Origin of the sequence: Empedobacter tilapiae, from assembly GCF_004785645.1 — a bacterium.
GTDB lineage: Bacteria > Bacteroidota > Bacteroidia > Flavobacteriales > Weeksellaceae > Empedobacter > Empedobacter tilapiae.
In genome coordinates, this window is the sequence record NZ_SRPE01000004.1 from 94,521 (window position 1) to 113,907 (window position 19,387).

At 29.8% G+C, this 19,387-nt stretch carries 19 protein-coding genes and 1 riboswitch; of the genes, 14 read left to right on the forward strand and 5 right to left on the reverse strand.

What is annotated here, in order from left to right; all coding sequences use genetic code 11:
• The first annotated feature begins 39 nt into the window (after positions 1-39).
• Positions 40-387: a hypothetical protein gene (locus tag E4J94_RS06395; RefSeq protein WP_135835027.1), complete on the forward strand. Its 348-nt coding sequence runs from the start codon at positions 40-42 to the stop codon at positions 385-387.
• 4 nt (positions 388-391) lie between these two features.
• Positions 392-1,012, forward strand: a complete 621-nt coding sequence (locus E4J94_RS06400; protein ID WP_135835028.1) for an SGNH/GDSL hydrolase family protein — start codon at positions 392-394, stop codon at positions 1,010-1,012.
• Between the two features lie 35 nt (positions 1,013-1,047).
• On the opposite strand, the gene E4J94_RS06405 is transcribed toward E4J94_RS06400, so the two are convergent.
• On the reverse strand, positions 1,048-1,818 hold the full coding sequence (locus E4J94_RS06405) for a T9SS type A sorting domain-containing protein (RefSeq protein ID WP_135835029.1): 771 nt from the start codon (positions 1,816-1,818) through the stop codon (positions 1,048-1,050).
• Between the two features lie 168 nt (positions 1,819-1,986).
• Positions 1,987-2,115: riboswitch (FMN riboswitch) on the forward strand.
• A 130-nt stretch (positions 2,116-2,245) separates the two neighbouring features.
• On the opposite strand from E4J94_RS06405, the gene ribB reads away from it, so the two are divergent.
• Positions 2,246-2,908 (forward strand): 3,4-dihydroxy-2-butanone-4-phosphate synthase, encoded by a 663-nt coding sequence (gene ribB / locus E4J94_RS06410; RefSeq protein ID WP_135835030.1) that lies wholly within the window; start codon positions 2,246-2,248, stop codon positions 2,906-2,908.
• A gap of 130 nt (positions 2,909-3,038) precedes the next feature.
• Here ribB and E4J94_RS06415 read toward each other — a convergent pair whose 3' ends face one another.
• Positions 3,039-4,751: a T9SS type A sorting domain-containing protein gene (locus tag E4J94_RS06415; RefSeq protein ID WP_135835031.1), complete on the reverse strand. Its 1,713-nt coding sequence runs from the start codon at positions 4,749-4,751 to the stop codon at positions 3,039-3,041.
• A 279-nt stretch (positions 4,752-5,030) separates the two neighbouring features.
• Between E4J94_RS06415 and E4J94_RS06420 the strand changes: the two genes are divergently transcribed.
• Entirely contained in the window at positions 5,031-6,284 is a 1,254-nt protein-coding gene (locus tag E4J94_RS06420) for an MFS transporter (protein WP_135835032.1), read from the forward strand.
• 64 nt (positions 6,285-6,348) lie between these two features.
• A complete protein-coding gene (locus tag E4J94_RS06425; protein ID WP_135835033.1) occupies positions 6,349-7,011 on the forward strand; it encodes a DUF3575 domain-containing protein in 663 nt (220 codons plus the stop codon).
• 73 nt (positions 7,012-7,084) lie between these two features.
• Here E4J94_RS06425 and E4J94_RS06430 read toward each other — a convergent pair whose 3' ends face one another.
• Positions 7,085-7,948 carry an acyl-CoA thioesterase gene (locus E4J94_RS06430; RefSeq protein ID WP_135835034.1) on the reverse strand — a complete coding sequence of 288 codons (864 nt, stop codon included), beginning with the start codon at positions 7,946-7,948 and terminating at the stop codon, positions 7,085-7,087.
• Between the two features lie 9 nt (positions 7,949-7,957).
• Positions 7,958-8,923, reverse strand: a complete 966-nt coding sequence (locus E4J94_RS06435; RefSeq protein WP_135835225.1) for an NAD(P)H-dependent flavin oxidoreductase — start codon at positions 8,921-8,923, stop codon at positions 7,958-7,960.
• Between the two features lie 134 nt (positions 8,924-9,057).
• Between E4J94_RS06435 and E4J94_RS06440 the strand changes: the two genes are divergently transcribed.
• From E4J94_RS06440 to E4J94_RS06450, 3 genes are all read left to right on the forward strand, one after another.
• Positions 9,058-10,509: an MATE family efflux transporter gene (locus tag E4J94_RS06440; RefSeq protein ID WP_135835035.1), complete on the forward strand. Its 1,452-nt coding sequence runs from the start codon at positions 9,058-9,060 to the stop codon at positions 10,507-10,509.
• Position 10,510: 1 nt separating this feature from the next.
• Positions 10,511-10,747 (forward strand): hypothetical protein, encoded by a 237-nt coding sequence (locus E4J94_RS06445; protein WP_019973524.1) that lies wholly within the window; start codon positions 10,511-10,513, stop codon positions 10,745-10,747.
• 120 nt (positions 10,748-10,867) lie between these two features.
• Entirely contained in the window at positions 10,868-12,643 is a 1,776-nt protein-coding gene (locus E4J94_RS06450; RefSeq protein ID WP_135835036.1) for an AMP-dependent synthetase/ligase, read from the forward strand.
• Positions 12,644-12,704: 61 nt separating this feature from the next.
• On the opposite strand, the gene E4J94_RS06455 is transcribed toward E4J94_RS06450, so the two are convergent.
• On the reverse strand, positions 12,705-13,394 hold the full coding sequence (locus E4J94_RS06455) for a zinc metallopeptidase (protein ID WP_135835037.1): 690 nt from the start codon (positions 13,392-13,394) through the stop codon (positions 12,705-12,707).
• A gap of 204 nt (positions 13,395-13,598) precedes the next feature.
• Here E4J94_RS06455 and E4J94_RS06460 point away from each other — a divergent pair, with 204 nt between their 5' ends.
• From E4J94_RS06460 to E4J94_RS06485, 6 genes are all read left to right on the forward strand, one after another.
• Complete coding sequence (locus E4J94_RS06460; protein ID WP_135835038.1) at positions 13,599-14,735, forward strand: GTP cyclohydrolase; 1,137 nt, start codon at positions 13,599-13,601, stop codon at positions 14,733-14,735.
• A 10-nt stretch (positions 14,736-14,745) separates the two neighbouring features.
• The gene (locus tag E4J94_RS06465; RefSeq protein ID WP_135835039.1) at positions 14,746-15,903 is read left to right on the forward strand and encodes a M14 family zinc carboxypeptidase; all 1,158 of its coding nucleotides are present in this window, start codon (positions 14,746-14,748) and stop codon (positions 15,901-15,903) included.
• A gap of 36 nt (positions 15,904-15,939) precedes the next feature.
• The gene (locus E4J94_RS06470) at positions 15,940-16,488 is read left to right on the forward strand and encodes a TlpA family protein disulfide reductase (RefSeq protein ID WP_135835040.1); all 549 of its coding nucleotides are present in this window, start codon (positions 15,940-15,942) and stop codon (positions 16,486-16,488) included.
• Complete coding sequence (locus E4J94_RS06475; protein WP_135835041.1) at positions 16,485-17,102, forward strand: DUF4230 domain-containing protein; 618 nt, start codon at positions 16,485-16,487, stop codon at positions 17,100-17,102. The genes E4J94_RS06470 and E4J94_RS06475 overlap by 4 nt, the downstream gene beginning before the upstream one ends.
• Positions 17,103-17,222: 120 nt before the next feature.
• Positions 17,223-18,263, forward strand: coding sequence for a tetraacyldisaccharide 4'-kinase (gene lpxK / locus E4J94_RS06480; protein ID WP_135835042.1), 1,041 nt, complete (start codon positions 17,223-17,225; stop codon positions 18,261-18,263).
• A complete protein-coding gene (locus E4J94_RS06485) occupies positions 18,247-19,059 on the forward strand; it encodes a purine-nucleoside phosphorylase (RefSeq protein ID WP_135835043.1) in 813 nt (270 codons plus the stop codon). The genes lpxK and E4J94_RS06485 overlap by 17 nt, the downstream gene beginning before the upstream one ends.
• The last annotated feature ends 328 nt before the right edge of the window (positions 19,060-19,387 follow it).

Consider the following 19,387-nt stretch of genomic DNA (forward strand, 5'->3'; position numbering starts at 1 on the left):
TGGAAAATGCTCAAATAGAAGGAGAATTAAAATTATTTAGTGATAATTATAAAGGAATTTTTAGATTCATTGGTTAATATAATCAAGCGACGAAAAAAGTTAGATATAATTGATGCTGATTTGAATGAGAAGTTTATTTTTTCTTCAAATAATAATCAAGAATTTCAAAAATTATTTACGGATGAAATTATTTTTCATTTAAAACAAATGAAAAAAGTGAATATATTTATTTCTGATTATTTTGGAATCTGGGAAAGACCATATTTTGAAGGAGAACATGATTTAGCTGCAAACTATAGTTCTATGAATTATAATGATATGACACTTAATCTCAAGTTATTTCAACTTATTATCAATCAAATGGAAAAATTAAATTGGATAAAATAATAAAATGACAAACTGTTTATTTTTTGGAGATAGTATTACTTACGGTGAATATAACGGAATATTTGGAGGTTATGTAGAAATTTTAAAACGTTATTGCCATGCAGAATTTTATAATAACAATGCAAATGAAGTCAATTGTTTTAATCTCGGAATAGGAGGTGAGACAACAGAAGGTTTAATGAACCGATTTGAAGTTGAGACAAAAGCGCGCATTTCTCCTGATGAAAATCTAATTTTCTTTTTTTATGGCGCAAATGATTTGGCCGAAAAAAATGATGTAGAATTAGTCTCTCTTGCTAATTTTGAATCAAATCTTTTTGAAGTAATTTCTCAAGCAAAAGAATTTACAGCTAACATTTATGTGATAAGTATTTTACCAATTTCTAAAACGGTTGATGGAATAAAAATTCCAGAACGTAAATATCGTAGTACAGAAAAAATTGAATTATATAATCAAAAATTAAAAGAATTAGCCTATCAAAATCAAATAGAATTTATTGATATTTTCTCAAGTTTTAATTTAACTAAAGAAGAATTTCTTTCAAAAGATGGTATTCATCCAAACGAGAAAGGGTATCAATTTATCGCAAATCAAATAAAACCGATTGTTGAGAAATATTTGTAAAAAAAGCACCTTTAAATAAGGTGCTTTTTTAAGATTTATTTTTTTATAAATTTTGCCGAAGAATTACCTATTTTGTAGATGTAGTTTCCATTAGATAAATCTTGAACATCTACAGAAATATTACTTTCATTAGAATTAAAATCTTTTTTAAGAATCAATCGTCCTGTAATGTCATAAATTTCTACATTGTTTGCACCGTTTTTAGGATTAACAATATTTAAAGTTGATTGTGCAGGATTAGGAAAAGCTTGTAATTTAGAATTTTCTTTTACTTCTTCAATTGATAAAGACGAAGTTGGTAAAACATAAACTTGTTGATAAGTATCGGTAAAATTGTTTGTCGTAACATCAATAATTAATTTATTTTTATTTGATTTTTCATCATGAAATACTGTTAGTTCATAATTTGAATCTGTTTCATTAGGAGAAAAATCTTTTAATACTTTACCATTTTCATCTATAATTAAAGTTTTATTAATACCATTATTTCTAATTTCTATTACAAATTCATAATTATTATCTGTATTAAAAATGTGTTTAGAAACTGTAAACCAGCTTTCATGTGAATCATAATAAAAATGTAATGTATAACCACTTGGAATATCTACATTTATAATCTTTATTATTGAATAATCAGAGTTATATAATACAAGTTTATTATCCTTAGTTGCTGATACGTAAGAAATATCTTTATTATTTGAAATTACGTGTACTTTTTCATCTTTAGAAAAAGTTTTTTCTAATGTAATTTGAGCAAATGAAATTGTAGAAGCTAATAATGCTCCAGAGAATAAAAATTTTTTCATAGAAAAGTTGTTTATTTTTATCAAATATAGAAAATAATAAGGCTTAAAAGTAAATAATTATTTGTTTTTTATCTTTATTCATTATAAATAACTCATTTTGGTTTTGTATCTTCGTCATCGAAAGTTTATAGTAATTTATTTAAAAACAAATTAGTATTAATTAAACGAAATTTTCTTCGGGGCAAGGTGAAATTCCTTACCGGCGGTACAGTCCGCGACTCCTTTAACATTTGTTATAGGACTGATTTGGTGAAAATCCAAAACCGACAGTTAGAGTCTGGATGAGAGAAGAAAATTGAATATAATGTGCATTCCAAGATTTATTTTGGTATTATATTTTATTGATATAATCCAGAAGAAATAGATTTTAGATAGTATTGTTATGTTTCGCCCTGAAGTGATGTTTCATGATAAAAATAAAAATCAAATGAAAACAATCACACAATTTGGCTATAATGTCAATGAAAGAATTGCAAATGCAATTCAAGAACTTCAAAATGGAAAAGGAATTTTATTAATCGATGATGAAAACCGAGAAAATGAGGGTGACATCATTTTTCCTGCTTCCACAATTACAGCTCCTGATATGGCTTTATTAATTCGCGAATGTAGTGGAATTGTTTGTTTATGTCTTACACAAGAAAAAGCAAATCAATTAGAGTTAAATCCGATGGTAGAGAATAATAATTCACGTTTTCATACAGCTTTTACTGTAACTATTGAAGCAAAAGAAGGTGTAACAACAGGCGTTTCAGCAGGAGATCGTGTAAAAACTATTCAAGCAGCAATTAATCCTTTTGCAAAACCTTCGGATTTAAATCGTCCTGGACATATTTTTCCTTTAATTGGTCGTCCCAAAGGAGTAATGGAACGTAGAGGACATACAGAAGGAAGTATTGATATTGTGAAATTAGCAGGTTTGGGAGACGAAGCTGTTTTATGTGAGTTGACAAATCCTGATGGATCAATGGCTAAAGTTCCTCAAATTATAGACTTTGCAGAAAAACATAATATGACAGTTTTAACAATTGAAGATATTTATGAGTATCGTGTTCAATTAGAAAAACAAAAAGAATTAGAAATAGCTTAAATTATAATGTAAAATTAACTATAAACTTTCAAAAATCTTCAGGTAGAAATGCTTGAAGATTTTTTTATAAGAAAAAGGTGAGCATTTTCAGCTCACCTTTTGTTTACATCGATTAGTTTTTAGTGATTAATTATTTTTTGATTAATTTTTTAGTGACTGATTTATCATTAATGTTCAATTTAACAATATATACACCTTTTGGTAAAGATGAAATATCAATAGAATTGTCTGAGTTCAATTGAAAAGTTATTTTTCTTCCTTGCAGATCATATAATTCAATTGACTTTAAGCTATCGGCTTTTACAAAAACTTTGTTAGTCGCAGGATTTGGATAAAGTTGTAAATCGTTGGTAATAGTATAATTTGTAATAGAAAGATTCTCTTCTTTAGAAGCTTCAGAGTAAGTATTAGAAGCATCAATAGATTTCACGCTCCAATAAACAGTTTCAGGAGCATCATCTAATTCTAAGAACCAAGAAGGAGTTGTTACAATATATTTAGCTATATCTTGAGCACCAGATTTTGTTCCTACCTTAATTTCATATCGTAATGCTTTGGTTGGAGTTTTATCGTCACTTGCTTCATTCCAAGAAAAATTAAATCTGTTTTCTTTTTTTTCTACATTAAGTTTTGTAGGTGCAAGAGGTTTTTTATTTTCTTCTTTCGTAGTGTTTTTAAACAGTTTTGTTAGAGAAGGCATATCTTCGTGACTCCAATCAAAACCAGACATTAATACATCGAGGTGATTGTCATTATCATAATCAAAAAGAACGATATTACCTTGGCTTCCAAGGTTAAATAAACCAGTATCTTCTGCTTTTGTAAAAGAATGAGTTGAAGGATTATAAAGAAAAATTTTTACCCATCCGTTAAAATCTGCATCATTTCCAATTACTATAAAATCATAATAACCGTCATTATTTAAATCTCCAGTTTGAACACTAGATCCAGAAAGACCTTCATTTTCGATAATTTCAGTCGTAAAATTCCCTTTTCCATCGTTCCATAAAATAGTTAGATACTCATTAAAGTTTTCATCGACTCCAGAAGCAACCAAATCTAAAAAACCGTCTGCATTAAAATCTGCATAAGCCATTTTCCCGTCACTCATTGCAGGTAAGTCCTGAGAAAACTCTAATTGTCCATTGTTGTTTAGATATACTTTAAAAGTAGGTGTCATATCAGCATTAAATCCAAAAACCACAACATCAAGAAGATGATCATTATTTAAATCTAATACTTTGAAATTTCCATTTTGAGTTCCAGGTAACCAAGCATTTTTTATGTCAAAACCATTTCCATTGTTTTTATAAAAATCTAGTTCGAAAGTAAATCCTTTCCCTTTTACATATTGTGTTCCGTTCAAAGCAAAATCTTGTTTTCCGTCATTATTGAAATCAAAAACTTCTAAAGAGCCATAAATCTTTCCAGGAGTATTATCAATCAATTCGAAACCGTTTCCTGTATTTTTAAACTTATATTGTTGATAATTGACAATATCATTGTAACTTAAACCAGTAGATATGATATCTAATAAACCATCATTGTCAAAATCAATAAATTTTATATCTCCTAGATGTGTAGAGTTTATTCCTAAATCTCCATATACAGAATAAGTTCCGTTTACATTTTTGTAAATTTCGTTATGAGTAAAATCAACACTTCCATCTTTATTAGAATCGATTGCTCCATTATAAACAATATCTAAAAAACCATCTCCATCGAAATCTGCAACATCGCTAGAAGAATAATAATAGTCTGCCATAATAGTTTCTATTTCTTTGAAATTTTGAGCATTTAATGCAAATGGTAATAGTGCTAATAAAAAAGTAAATTTTTTCATATTTTATATTATTTTTATTTAGTCTAAATTAAATAAAATATCAAATTCTGCAAATTATTTCTATCACATTAGAGCATAATATTTATCATGTTAACATATTAAAAAATAAAGAAGAGTTTTTAAGGAGATTAAGAAAGAAATTCATATAGAATATTATCTTAAAAATATTCTAATAATAATGTTTATTTTTTTTGATTTCATTCAAATTTATTGACTAAAATCAAGTTGGTTTGATAAAAATCAATGTACATTTAGAACTTCAAAAATTATTTATAAACAATGGAAACGGAAGAACAAATTCCATCGGTCTGGAAAAATAAAGAATTTATTCCATTCATTTTTTTAAGGTTTTCGTTAATCTTTGCTTTATTTATTCAAAGTACTTCAGTTGCTTACGAAATTTTTAAAGTCACACAAAAAGAGATTTTTCTAGGACTAATAGGTTTAGCAGAATTTTTTCCTATTCTTTTAACTGCTTTTTACGCAGGACAGTTAGTTGATAAATTAGATAAACGAATGATTTTAGTTCGAAGTGTAGGTTGTTTTATGACAGCTTCTTTTGTTTTAATGATTGTCAATTTTCCTTCAGTTAGAGAAGCAATAGGAATTCCTATTTATTTAGGAGTTTGTTATTTTGCATTTTTTATATTAGGATTAACGAGAGCATTTAGTGGACCTGCTTTATTTGCTCTTTTAGCCTTAGTTGTTCGTAAAGAAAATTATACAAAAGCAATCCCAATTTCTTCTTCTGCATTTATGATAGGTTCTGTTTTAGGACCTTTAGCAGGAGGAGTAATTTTAGCAAAATTTGGAATAGAGGCTGCTTTAATAACTGCTTTTATTATTATGTGTATTTCGATGGTAATGATTTTGATGATTTCAAAAAAGCCAGCAGAAATATCAGAATCAGAATCGGTAGAATCACCAATGACGCGTATAAAAGAAGGCTTGAGATTTATTTGGGGAACACCAATTATTTTAGCAGTTTTGAGTTTAGATATGTTTGCAGTTTTCTTTGGTGGGGCAGAGTCCTTGTTACCAGCTTTTGTAGAAAAAGTATTGAATCAAGGTTCCGAAGCTTTTGGATTATTACGATCAGCTCATGGAATTGGATCCTTGATTATGATGTTTTTCTTGTCTATGATTCCAAGCTTATTAAAAGGAAATGTTGGTCCAAAATTATTAGGAGCAGTTGCAATGTTTGGTGTTTGTATTATTTCGTTTGGATTTAGTCGGAATTTATATTTATGTTTTGCAATTCTTATGTTAGGAGGAGCTTTTGATGCAATATCAATGGTAATTAGACAAAGTATTTTGCAAATAAAAACTCCAGAAAATTTAAAAGGACGTGTTTCATCAGTAAATTCAATTTTTGTAAGTTCTTCTAATGAATTGGGTGCATTGGAAAGTGGAATAGCAGCTACGTTTTTAGGTTTAGTTCCAGGAATTATTTTTGGAGGATCAATGACTATCTTAACTGTTATTCTTATTTCAATCTTAATTAAACAAATAAGATATGTAGAATTGAAATAAAAAACTTATTCAAAGATTATAATATTGTATTATTTTTGAGCTTTTAAAAAAATACAATAACTATATGAAGAAAATTTTACTTACTTGTATTGGTTTAGTAACATTGATGACTGCGAAAGCTCAACAAATAGAATTTGGACCAACAATAGGTTATCGATTTAATAATATTGTTGATAGAAAAGCTGAAACTAAAAGAGCTGTTATTGGTAATGCATTATGGAAGACCGAATATGGTTTTCAGGCTGTTTATAACTTTAGAAAGCCTGGAAATGAAATGAATTATAGATTAACTGCTTTTTATCAAAATCAGCAAAGAGGATCAAAAAGTGAACGATTTTCAGATGAACGATTTGAAATAGATACAAATGGATTTGGATTAATGTTTGGAATTGCAAGAGAAGTTTCTCCTAAATGGATTTTGACATTAAATATAGGATTGGGAACAAATTCTATGGATACAAAAAAGTATTATAAAGGAGATCATTTGCAAACAGAAGCTTTTGATAAATTATATACAGAATTAGAACCAAAATCTAATGAAGTTAATTTCTTGTATCAAATTGGTGTTGAAAGAGTATTAATTCCAAATAAATTATTAGCTTTTGTTGATTTTCATGGAGATGCAGGTATTTCTAAAATGAATTCATCGATAGGAAGTTATGGTAATCAAGGTTTAGGATTTGGTGCTGGTTTACGTTACTTGGTGGATTTATCAAGAAAAGATTAAAGTTTATTTATAAAAAAATCTCAGTTATATACTGAGATTTTTTATGTTTTTTTTAATTAAAGATAATAATCAGTTATTTTATTATCGGTCTGATTAAACCTTCTTGTGCTACACTGCAAATCATTTCTCCGGAACGATTAAATAAACTCCCACGAGTATAACCTCTTGTATCATTGGCACTAGGAGATTGTACGTTTACTAAAATCCAATCATGCAGATTAGGTTTTCTATGAAACCAAATAGAATGATCTAGACTTGCCATTTGTGTATTTCCAAAGTGCGCTTTCGAAGCATGAGGTTTTATAGCCGTTGATAATAAATTATAATCAGAACTATATGCGATTAATTGATGAATAATAGGTAAAGGTAAATTTTCAGGAACATCATTAAATGTTAACCAAACATTACTGCTATTAGGATAATCTTTTTTATCAAATGGATTAACAAATTCTACAGGCTTAAAGTCTAAAGGGCGTTCTGCTAAAACGAAACGCATGATAGACTTTGGTAAAATAGAACCAAATTGTTCTGCAACATCATTCCAACTCATTAATTCTTCAGGAGGTGTTACAATAGGCATTTCATCTTGATGTTCATAGCCTTCTTGTTTCAATTGAAAAGAGCAAGTCATTACAAAAATAGGAACATTATCTTGTTTTGCAGTAACAACTCGTGTACTAAAACTTCCTCCATCCCGAAGGTTTGCTACTTCAAAATAAATAAGTTTTTCCAAATTACCAGGTAAAATGAAATAGGAGTGAAGAGAATGGCAAAACCTATCTGAAGGAACTGTTTGATAAGCAGCATGTAAGGCCTGACTTACTACTTGTCCTCCAAAAACGTTTGAACTTCCCATAAAAGAACTCTTCCCTTCGAATAGATTTTCTTCCAATTTTTTTAATGAAATCAATTCAATAAGCTCTTGAGTAGTTTTCATTTTTTTAATCTAAAATTTCAAATTGTTTAATTTCTGCACGTTTTGTTCTAATGCAGTCTTATATTCTCTTTTTATCCGATTTATTAATTCTTCGGTCGAAATAATATCATGAATACCAGAAACTCCATGTCCTGCAGACCAAATATCTTTCCATGCTTTATGTCCGTCACCTCCTATTAGTTTGGAAAAATCTTCTTCTTTTTTTTCATCTAAATCTATTCCAGAATGAATAATACTTGGCTTTAGGAAATTAGCATTAACACCAGAAATTCCATCTGTATAAATAACATCTTCAAAAGTAGAATCAACTAACATTGTTTTGTAATCCTGATCTGCTGAAGCTTCCTTTGTTGCAATAAAACGGGTTCCCATATAAGCGAAATCAGCTCCCATGTTTTCTGAAGCTAAGATGTCGTTTCCATTATTCATTGCACCAGCTAAAATTAAACATCCATTGTAAAAAGTACGGATATCATCTATCAAAGCAAAAGGATTTGCAGTACCTGCATGTCCACCAGCTCCAGATGCAACAGCTATAATTCCATCTACACCAGCTTCAGCAGCTTTTTCTGCATGGCGTTTCTTGATAATATCATGAAAAACTAATCCGCCATAACTATGAACAGCATCTACAACTTGTTTTACAGCACCAAGAGAAGTAATAATAAGAGGAACTTTATATTTTGCACATAAAGCTAAATCTCCTTCAAGACGAGGATTTGTTTTATTTACAATCAAATTAACTCCGAAAGGGGCTGCTTTTTTTCCAGTTTCTTCTTCAAATTGTTTTAATTGAGATGTAATATCAATTAACATTTGCTCAAAATCTTCTGCAGTTCTTCCATTTAGAGAAGGGAAAGTTCCACATACTCCATTTTTACACGCTTCTACAACTAATTCAGTTCTAGAAACAAGAAACATAGGTGAAGTAATTAAAGGAAGATCTAAACTATTTTTAAATTCTTGTAGGGTCATACTAAAATTTTTTAATGTGGTACAAGATGCAATATAGTTATAAAATATTTTTGTAAAAATTAAAATTCCTTTATAATTTCTAAATGTAGAAGCAAAACCTTTGATGTATCTTTGCAACTCTAAACTTTTTAACATTGGATTTAAAAGAACACTTAAGACGTAATATAAAATTAGCATTTCCTGTAATGATAACTCAAATGGGACAGATTTCTGTTAACATTATAGATAACATTATGGTAGGTGGACTTGGAGGTAAATATGATAATATTGAAGATGAAGTTTTAGGTAAAACTGCTTTGGCAGCAGCCTCTTTAGGAAATTCATTATTTTTTGCAGTTTTAGTATTTGCTTTTGGTTTTAGTTTTGCTTTATCTCCATTAATTGCAGCCGAAGATTCAAGAGGAAATAAGAAAATGGCAGCAAATTATTTTTCACATAGTTTAGTCTTGAATGTTACTTTATCAATTGGTTTATTTTTATTAATAACATTCCTAAAGCCGCTGATGTTCTATATGGGACAACCAGCTGATGTGGTAGAAAAGTGTATCCCATACTTGACAATTATGACATTCTCAATGATTCCATTGATGATTTTTCAAACGTTTCGTCAATTATCAGAAGGTTTGTCATTAACGATTCCTGTAACTATTGCAACAATTTTAAGTAATGTAGTTAATATTACGTTAAATTATGGTTGGATTTATGGTAACTGGGGATTTCCTCGTTTAGAAGTAGCTGGTGCGGCTTGGGGAACATTTGTTGCTCGTTCAGTTATGATGATTTTCTTAATTATTGTATTATTTAATTTCAAAAAAACAAAATCGGTTTTACAAGAAGTACAGTTTAAGGCAAGCAATTTTCAGAAAATTATATTTAAAAAAATTGCTGGAATTGGAATTCCTACTGCGTTAACTTCTTTCTTCGAAATGAGTGCATTTTCTCTGGCAGCATTTGTTTGCGGTTATACATTTACAAATTCTATTGCAGATCAAGAATTAGCAAAAGTAAATTTAGCAGCACATCAAATAGCGATAAATCTTGCTTCAACAACTTTTATGATGTGTACTGGTATTGGAGTTGCAGCAACAGTCCGAATAGGAAATCAATTAGGTTTAAAAGATTATAAAACTTTAAGAGAAGCAGGTTGGTCTTGTATTTTGATGGTTTTATCATTCATGATTTTGTGTGGAATTTTGTTTATTGTTTTCCGCTATCAGCTACCAACAATTTATTTAGATAATCCTGATGTGATAAATTTAGCTGCTTCACTGTTGATTATAGCTTCACTTTTTCAAATGTCAGATGGAGTACAATTAGTCTTATTAGGGGCTTTAAGAGGAATGACAGATGTTAAAATACCATCAATTCTAACATTTGTTTCATATTGGTTAATTGCAATTCCTATTGGTGTTGTATTAGCAATTGTTTTTGAAATGCGTGCATTTGGAATGTGGATAGGATTAGGGATAGGGCTAACAGCCTCTGCAGTATTTTTAATGATTAGATATAATCGTCAAACAAAAAAAATGATTAGGGAAAACCCTAATTCTGATATAATTTTAGAAGATAAATTAAAAAACATTTAAAATGGAATTACCAAAATTTTTATTGGCAGATAATTCAACAATGCCAGACAAAATCTTTATTTTACATACAGAGTATCCTCGTTTTTTATTGGATGTAGAAACAGATGATATCGAGTGGTTTGAAGATATTTCTGAAGAAGAAGATAATGAAGAGTTTAATACTGAAATGGCTAATTTAATCGAAGACGCTTTAGATTTTTATGATCAAGAAATGTCTTTATTAGATGAAGAAGAGTAAGTCTTGAATAAATAAATTTCCATGTTTTTACTAGTGTAGGATTTACACTAAAATAATTTTATATGCTTGCATTATAATTTTTTTATTAGTATTTTGCAACTAAGAAAATTATTCAAAACCATGGAAATAAAAAGATTATTTGATTTTCCACAAAATCAATTAGAAAATAATCCTCGAGAAGATGCATTAGTGTCTAAAGTAAACGGATCTTGGATAAAAACATCTACCCAAGAATATGTTGGCAAAGCAAATGCATTTAGTCGAGGATTATTACAATTAGGAATAAAACCACAAGATAAAATAGCAATCGTCACTTCAACTAATCGTACCGAATGGAACATTTGTGACATCGGTATTCAGCAAGTTGGCGCGATTTCTGTACCGTTATATCCTACACTCTCCGAGGATGATTTCGATTATATATTAAATAATGCAGAGTGTAAGTTTATTATTGTTTCTGATAGAGGCTTATATGATACAGTCGCAGCTGTAAAAGATAAGATTCCTACATTAGTTGGAATTTATAGTTTTGATGAAATTTCTGGCGTTCCTAATTATAAAGAAATATTAGATTTGGGATCAGATAATTCAACTCAACATGAGGTAGATAGCATTAAAGAAATTATAAAACCCTCTGATATAGCAACCTTAATTTATACATCAGGAACAACTGGTCGTCCAAAAGGTGTTGTATTAACTCATGAAAATATTGTTTCTGATGTCTTGATGTCTGTAGATCGTATTCCTGACTTTCCAAATAACGCAATTGCATTAAGTTTTCTTCCTATTAATCATGTTTTCGAACGTATGTTGATTTATCTATATCAACACCTTAATATAGGGATTTGGTATGCGGAAAGTATAGAAAAATTAGGTGATAATATGAAAGAAGTAAAACCTCATGTTATGACTGTAGTTCCACGTTTAGTTGAAAAAGTTTACGATAAAATATATAATACAGGAGCTTCTGCAGGTGGTCTTAAAACTAAGATTTTTATGTGGGCTTTAAGTCTTGTTGAAGATTACGACCCCTATAATCCAAAAGGTGGATTATTTGGTTTAAAACATTCAATAGCAAAAAGTTTAGTGTTTAGCAAATGGAAAGAAGGAGTGGGAGGTAATCTTGTTTGTATGGTTTCAGGATCAGCTCCTCTAGCTGCTCGACTAAATCATATTTTCTGGGGAGCAGGAATTCCTATTTTAGAAGGTTATGGTTTGACAGAAACCTCTCCTGTAATTTCAGTGAATTGTATGAAAAAAGAAGGTTTTGGAATTGGAACTGTTGGAGCTCCATTAAAAGGAATTGATGTTAAAATTGCTGAAGATGGTGAAATTTTAGTAAAAGGACCAAATGTTACACAAGGATATTACAAGGATCCTGAAAAAACAGCTGAAGCTTTTACGCCAGATGGATATTTTAAAACGGGAGATATAGGTGTTTTAGAAAGAGGTTTGTTAAAAATTACTGATCGCAAGAAAGAGATGTTTAAGACTTCAGGTGGAAAATATATCGCACCACAAATCATCGAAAATAAATTTAAACAATCTCGTTTTATTGAGCAAGTAATGGTTGTGGGAGAAGGAGAGAAAATGCCTTGTGCGATCATTCAACCAAATTTTCAAGTGTTGAAAGATTATTTAAAAATCAAAGGAATTGCAGAGCCATCTTCTAATTCTGATTTGATAAAAGAACCTTCGATTCTAAATGTTATAAGTCGTGAGATTGAAAAAATGAATAAAGGTTTAGGACATTGGGAACAGATCAAGAAATTTGAATTAACTCCAGAAGAATGGACAATTGATGATGGATTATTAACACCAACATTAAAATTGAAACGTAAAAATGTCTTGGCAAAATATCAAGATTTATACAACAAATTATACGATAAGAAATAAATTTTAAAAAAACCTTCAAAAAATTTTGAAGGTTTTTTTAAAATTTTATAATAATCAAGTTTTAATCTCGTCGTCCGCCCATTGCCATCATTACGAAATAAAGTAATTGTGCTAATGAACCAATCGCTGCAACTACATATGTTCTTGCAGCCCATTTTAATGAATCTTTTGCACCTTCATATTCGTTTGGCATTACCATATTGTTTCCTTTTAACCAAGCCAATGCACGATTAGAAGCGTCGTATTCTACTGGTAAAGTAACAAAAGCAAAAACTGTAGTTACTGCAAATAAGAAAATTCCTATCCACAATAAAGTTGCATTTTTAGATGAAGCCATAACGATTAATCCTAACATCAAAATCCATTGATTCAATCGCGATGCAATGTTTACCATCGGAACCATTTTTGAGCGTAATTGCAACATATTATATCCAATAGCGTGTTGTACTGCATGTCCACATTCATGGGCTGCAACAGCAGCAGCAGCAGCGTTACGTTCATGATAAACAACTTCTGATAAATTTACTGTTTTATCAGCAGGGTTGTAGTGATCTGTTAATTGACCAGGAGTAGAAATAACACGAACATCATGAATGTTATTGTCTGAAAGCATTTTTTCTGCAATTTCTTTTCCTGACATTCCATTTGCTAAATGTACCTTCGAATAATACTTAAATTTACTTTGAAGTCGGTTGCTAACAAACCAACTAATCAGCATGAATAGCCCAATAATAATGTAATAACCTGTCATCTATTTTCTATTTTATTTTTTAATCGTTTTAATGTCATTCGAAATTCAAAAAGTATTCCAATAACTGAATAGAGACAAAAATAGTAGAATTGTTGGCTTTTTGGCAGAATTCTGTATTAAATCATGTAATTTCAATACATAAAACTGACATTTTTGTTGAAAATTTTTTATTAAAAATTACAAAACTTACTACCTTTGCACGCTATGAGTATTCGTATTAAAGAAGTACAGTCAAAACATGATTTGGAAACGTTTATTAAGTTTCCGATGAATTTGTATAAGGATAATCAATATTACGTTCCGCCCTTTATTAATGAGGAAAAGGAAACATTAGATGTTTCTAAAAATCCCGTTTTTAAAGATGCTGAAGCGCGTTATTTTCTTGCCGAAAAAGAAGGTAAGATTGTGGGACGTGTTGCTGCAATTATCAATTGGCAAGAAGTCAATAAACAACAAAAACGTAAAATGCGTTTTGGTTGGTTTGATATGATTGATGATATCGAAGTAACAAAAGCTCTTTTGGCTAAAGTAGAAGAAATAGGAAAAGAAAATAAGTTAGAATATGTAGAAGGACCAGTTGGTTTTTCGAATTTAGAGAAAGCAGGAATGCTAACGATGGGATTCGATAAACTAGCAACAATGGTTGGATTATATAATTATGCTTATTATCCTCAACATTTGGAATCGTTAGGTTTTGAAACAGCAAACGAATGGGTAGAATATGAATTGCCTGCTCCAAAAGTTTTACCAGAGAAGGTAACAAAATTTAATACTATTATCCGTGAACGTTATAAATTGAGAGAGTTGAAGTTTACTAAAACTTCAGAAATTATTCCTTTTGTAGACGAAATGTTCGATTTGTTAGATAAAACCTACAGTGAATTGGATACCTATGTGCCAATTGCGGATTATCAAATTGAGTATTACAAAAAGAAATATATTCCGTTTATCAATCCAGATTTTGTAAATTGTATTGTAGACGAAAATAATAAAATGATTGCTTTTGCAATTACAATGCCTTCGTATTCGAAAGCAATGCAAAGAGCAAAAGGTAAAATTTTTCCTTTTGGTTGGTGGCATTTGATGAGAGCAAGTAAAAATAATGATTCCGCTCAATTTTATTTGATTGGTATTGATCCTAAATTTCAAGGAAAAGGTGTTACTGCATTAATATTTAGTGCAATGTTTGACACATTCAATAGAAATAATATTGAGTTTTTAGAAACGAATCCAGAATTAGCGGATAATGAAAGTATTCAAGTTTTATGGAAAGCATACTCGCCTGTTAATCATAAGGCAAGAAAAACATATCGAAAGTCAATCCAATTAAATAAAACATAAAAAATACTAAATGTTTGATATTCATCAATTAGAGAAAGAATATTCAACTTTCAGACAAGAAGGTTTTGATTCGAAATGGTTAAATTTTGAAGCTTTAAATCAATATTTTTCATTAAAATCATCTCAAAAAGAACAAATTGGAACATCTTTCTTAGAAAACGAAATTTATAAATTAAGTTTTGGAACAGGAGAAAAACGATTACTAATTTGGTCTCAAATGCACGGAAATGAATCATCTGGAACGCGTGCAATGTTTGATGTGATTAATTTTTTTGAACAAAAATCTGAATTAGCTCAAACAATTTTATCTCAATTGACCATTGATTTTATTCCAATGTTAAATCCTGATGGAGCAAATGTTAATACACGTAGAAATGCTGTTGGAATTGATATTAACCGTGATTTTTTAGCAAAAGAATCGACAGAAATTCATGTTTTATTAGATCAAGTAGAGAAAGGAAATTATCAAACATTATTCAATTTGCATGATCAACGTACAATTTTCAATGTTGGACAAACAGCAAAGCCTGCAACGCTTTCTTTTTTAGCACCTTCTTATAACGTTGAAGAAGATGTGAACGAAGTTCGTGAAAAAACGATGGGAATTATTCAAGCAATGAATACAGAATTGCAAAAAGTAATTTCTGGTCATATAGGTCGTTATACATCAGAATTTTATCCGATGTCAACTGGAGATAATTTTACAAAAATGGGTTATCCTTGCGTATTGTTTGAAGCGGGACATTTCCCGAATGATTATCAACGAAATACAACAAGAAAATATAATGCATTGGCTATTTTAGCCGGACTGGATGCTTTAGCTACGCAAGAAAAATTTCCGTTTGATGAATATTTATCGATTCCTCAAAATGGACAAAAATATTTGGATGTTGTAATTCATGATGTTCAAATCCAAAATGGAGAAAACTCTTCAGTTGTCGATTTGGGAATTTATTTTGAAGATGAATACAACGAACAAAATAATTCGGTAGAACAAATTGCAAAAATTATTGAAATAGGTGATTTACGTAAATTTATTGGTCATATCGAGATTGATGCTGAGAAACAAGTTTATAAAGGAATGTCTAAAAATTATCCTTTATTGAATCAATTGGCTACTTTCGAAATTGGTACAATAAAGATGGAAAATGGTCAAATCATTGCATAATTATTATTACATTTAAAACCTTAAACTAAAAATAAAATGAAAAGAATATTGGCAATTGCTCTTGTTGTAATGTTAGGAATTTCTACTCAATCTTTTGCTCAAAGTAAAGTATTGAATCGTACGATTACGGCTGAAAATGGGAAGAAAATGTTGACAGGAGAATTCAATAGAAAAGCTTTAGAAGAAGAAGGATTTAAAGAGTGGTATCATTCTGAATATGATTCTTATGAAGTAGAGAAAAGTAAATTGAAATCAATAAAAAATTTACGCAATTATCGTTTGGAAGTTTTTGTTGGAACTTGGTGTCCTGATTCTCGTCGTGAATTGCCTCGTTTGTATAAAATTTTAGATGATATAAAATTTCCTCAAAATCGTTTGAAAGTGATTGGAGTAAACCGTCAAAAGAAAAGTTTTTATGGTGAAGAGATCAATAAAAATATAACACACGTTCCGACAATTATCGTATATAATAATAAAAAAGAAGAAGTTGGTAGAATTGTAGAATCTCCAGTTTCGGGCTATTTAGAAGAGGATTTGGCACAGATTGTGAATGGTACGCCATTGACTCCAAATTATGCAAAATGAATAATTTTAAAAAAATAATTCTTGTTGTTGTAGCCTTCATTTTTGGTGTGATGATAACATATTTCATCATGGACAAATTCAAATCTGAAAGCTATACAGAACAATCTCATGTGATTGCGTATCAAATCGAACGAATGAATAAAATGATTGTTGCAGAACAAACATATTCAGATTTATACAATCACACTTCAAAGAAATCGCTGCCAGGTTTAACGGATATTTTTTCTGCGGATAAAAAGGTAACTCTCTTGGTGAAGGCCAAAGCACAAGCAACGTATGATTTGAAAAAAATGGATATTGAATTGGATTCGGTGAATAAAAAAATTATCATTAAATCTATTCCTCCAGTTGAAATTCAAGTGTATCCAGATGTTAGTTTTTATGACATGGATCAAAGTGTTTTTAATAAATTTAGTAAAGATGATTTGAATGGAATTAAGAAACGTGCTGTGGAGCATGTAGAAAAAACCGTCGATCAAACCAAACTAAAACACGAAGCACATCAACAATTAATTCAAAATCTTGGTGATTTGTATTTCCTTGCAAAAACTTATGGATGGGAAATAGAGGATAAAACCAGTTATGCCAACGAATTGAATAAATTATACGATTAATAAATAATTAAAAACCTGTTCAAAAAGAATAGGTTTTTTTAGCTAAATAAAGAAATGAAGTGTTTCTTTCTTTAGAATTAAAATTGAAAATAGTATTTTCGCTTAATATTAAAAATAAAAATGAATTGGCGTAGATTTTTACTTCCATTTTCTGGTTTATATTGGATTGGAACTTCGGTTCGAAATCTGTTTTACAATATAGGAATGGTGCGTTCTTCATCATTCAATATTCCAATTGTTAATGTTGGAAACCTTTCTGTTGGCGGAACTGGGAAGTCACCTCATATCATGTATTTAATTGATTTGTTGAAAGATGAAAAATTAATTGCAACATTGAGTAGAGGATATGGACGAAAAACAAAAGGTTTTTTGATTGCAAATTATTCATCCAAAGTTTATGATATTGGAGACGAACCAATGCAGTTTTTTCAACGTTTTAAAAACAGAATTTTGATTGCGGTTTGTGAAGATAGAGCTTTTGGTGCACAAAAATTAATTGATCATTACAATGCAGAAACAATTTTGTTGGATGATGCGTATCAACACCGTGGAATAAAAGCTGGTTTCAATATTTTGTTGACAGATTACAATAATCCATATTACAAAGATTTTTTATTGCCAGCAGGTGATTTGAGAGAGAGTAGAAGTGGAGTTCGCCGGGCAGATATTATAATTGTAACAAAATGTCCTGATCGAATTTCGGAGGAAAAACACAAAGAAATTTCGAAAAAGATTAAGTTGAAATCTCATCAGCAATTATTTTTCTCGAAAATTGTATATGATAACAAATTGATAGGGAAATTGGATAATGTTGAAAAATTAACTTGGAAAAATCTGAATGTTATTTTGGTTACAGGAATTGCTAAAACAGAAGGTTTGGTAAAATTTGCGGAAGAAAATTTTGCAAATGTCTTACATTTAGAATATCCAGATCATCATAATTTTAGTCAATCAGAAATTGAGTATATTTACAAACGATACGAAGATACGGAAGGTAGAAAGCGTTTTGATAAAATTATCATGACAACAGAGAAAGATTATATGCGTTTGATGGAGGAATCCATGATAAAAGACGATTTATACTACATCCCAATTAGTATCGATATTAACGATAAAGAAAAATTTAATCAAACTATTTTAGAGTATGTTGGACAGAATTAATGAGGCTGTAAAGTACATCAATAATTTATTGCCAGATCAACCAGAATTTGTAATTGTGTTAGGATCTGGATTAGGAAAATTAGAAGACGAAGTAGAAAATAAAGTTGTTATTAGCTACAAAGATATACCAAACTTTCCTCAAGTAACAGTAGAAGGGCACAAAGGTCACTTAGTATACGGAACTATTTTAGGTAAAAAAGTTTTGATGATGGCTGGGCGTTTCCATTATTACGAAGGATATTCGATGGAAGAGGTAACGTTCCCAATGCGTGTTTTTAATGGATTAGGAATTAAGAAAGTTGTTTTATCGAATGCTTCTGGTGGTGTTAATCCAAATTTCCAAGTTGGAGATATTTTATTGGTAAAAGATCATATCAATATGATGCCAGAACATCCTTTACGTGGAAAAAATATCGACGAATTAGGACCTCGTTTTGTGGATATGTCAAAAGCATATGACAGAGAAATGTTGAACGAAGCAGCAGAATTTGCAAAAGAAAATGATATTTTGGTTCATCAAGGAGTTTATGTAGGATTACAAGGGCCAACTTTCGAGACGCCATCTGAGTACGGATTGGTTCGTTTTATTGGCGGAGATTGTGTTGGAATGAGTACAGTTCCTGAAGTTATTGTTGCTCGTCACATGGATATGCGTGTTTTCTGTTTATCTATTATTACAGATTTAGGTGGGCCAGAAATTTCGTTTGATGTTTCGCACGAAGATGTATTAAACGCAGCGAATACAGCAATGCCAAATGTAATTCGCGTGGTAAAAAGCGTAATCGAAAATTGTTAATTTTTGATTTAATAATAAAAGAAAAACCGACTGAAAAGTTGGTTTTTTTTATGATTGATATTTTTATTTTGAGTAATTAAACTTGTGATTATAAATTATTTGTAAAAAATAATAAAAGTAGCCATCTCTTGAAAAAGAAAATACTATATTTGTTGTTATATCAAAATAATCCTATCTTTTTAAAAACTAGAATTGTTTGTTTACAATTTAGTTTAGAATATATTAATAAGTAAAATAGTCTTATTCTTCTATAAGATCCTTTTAGGATGGTAATTTTTTAATAAAATTTTAGTAATCAATCCGCTTAATCAACTCCAATAATCAGATA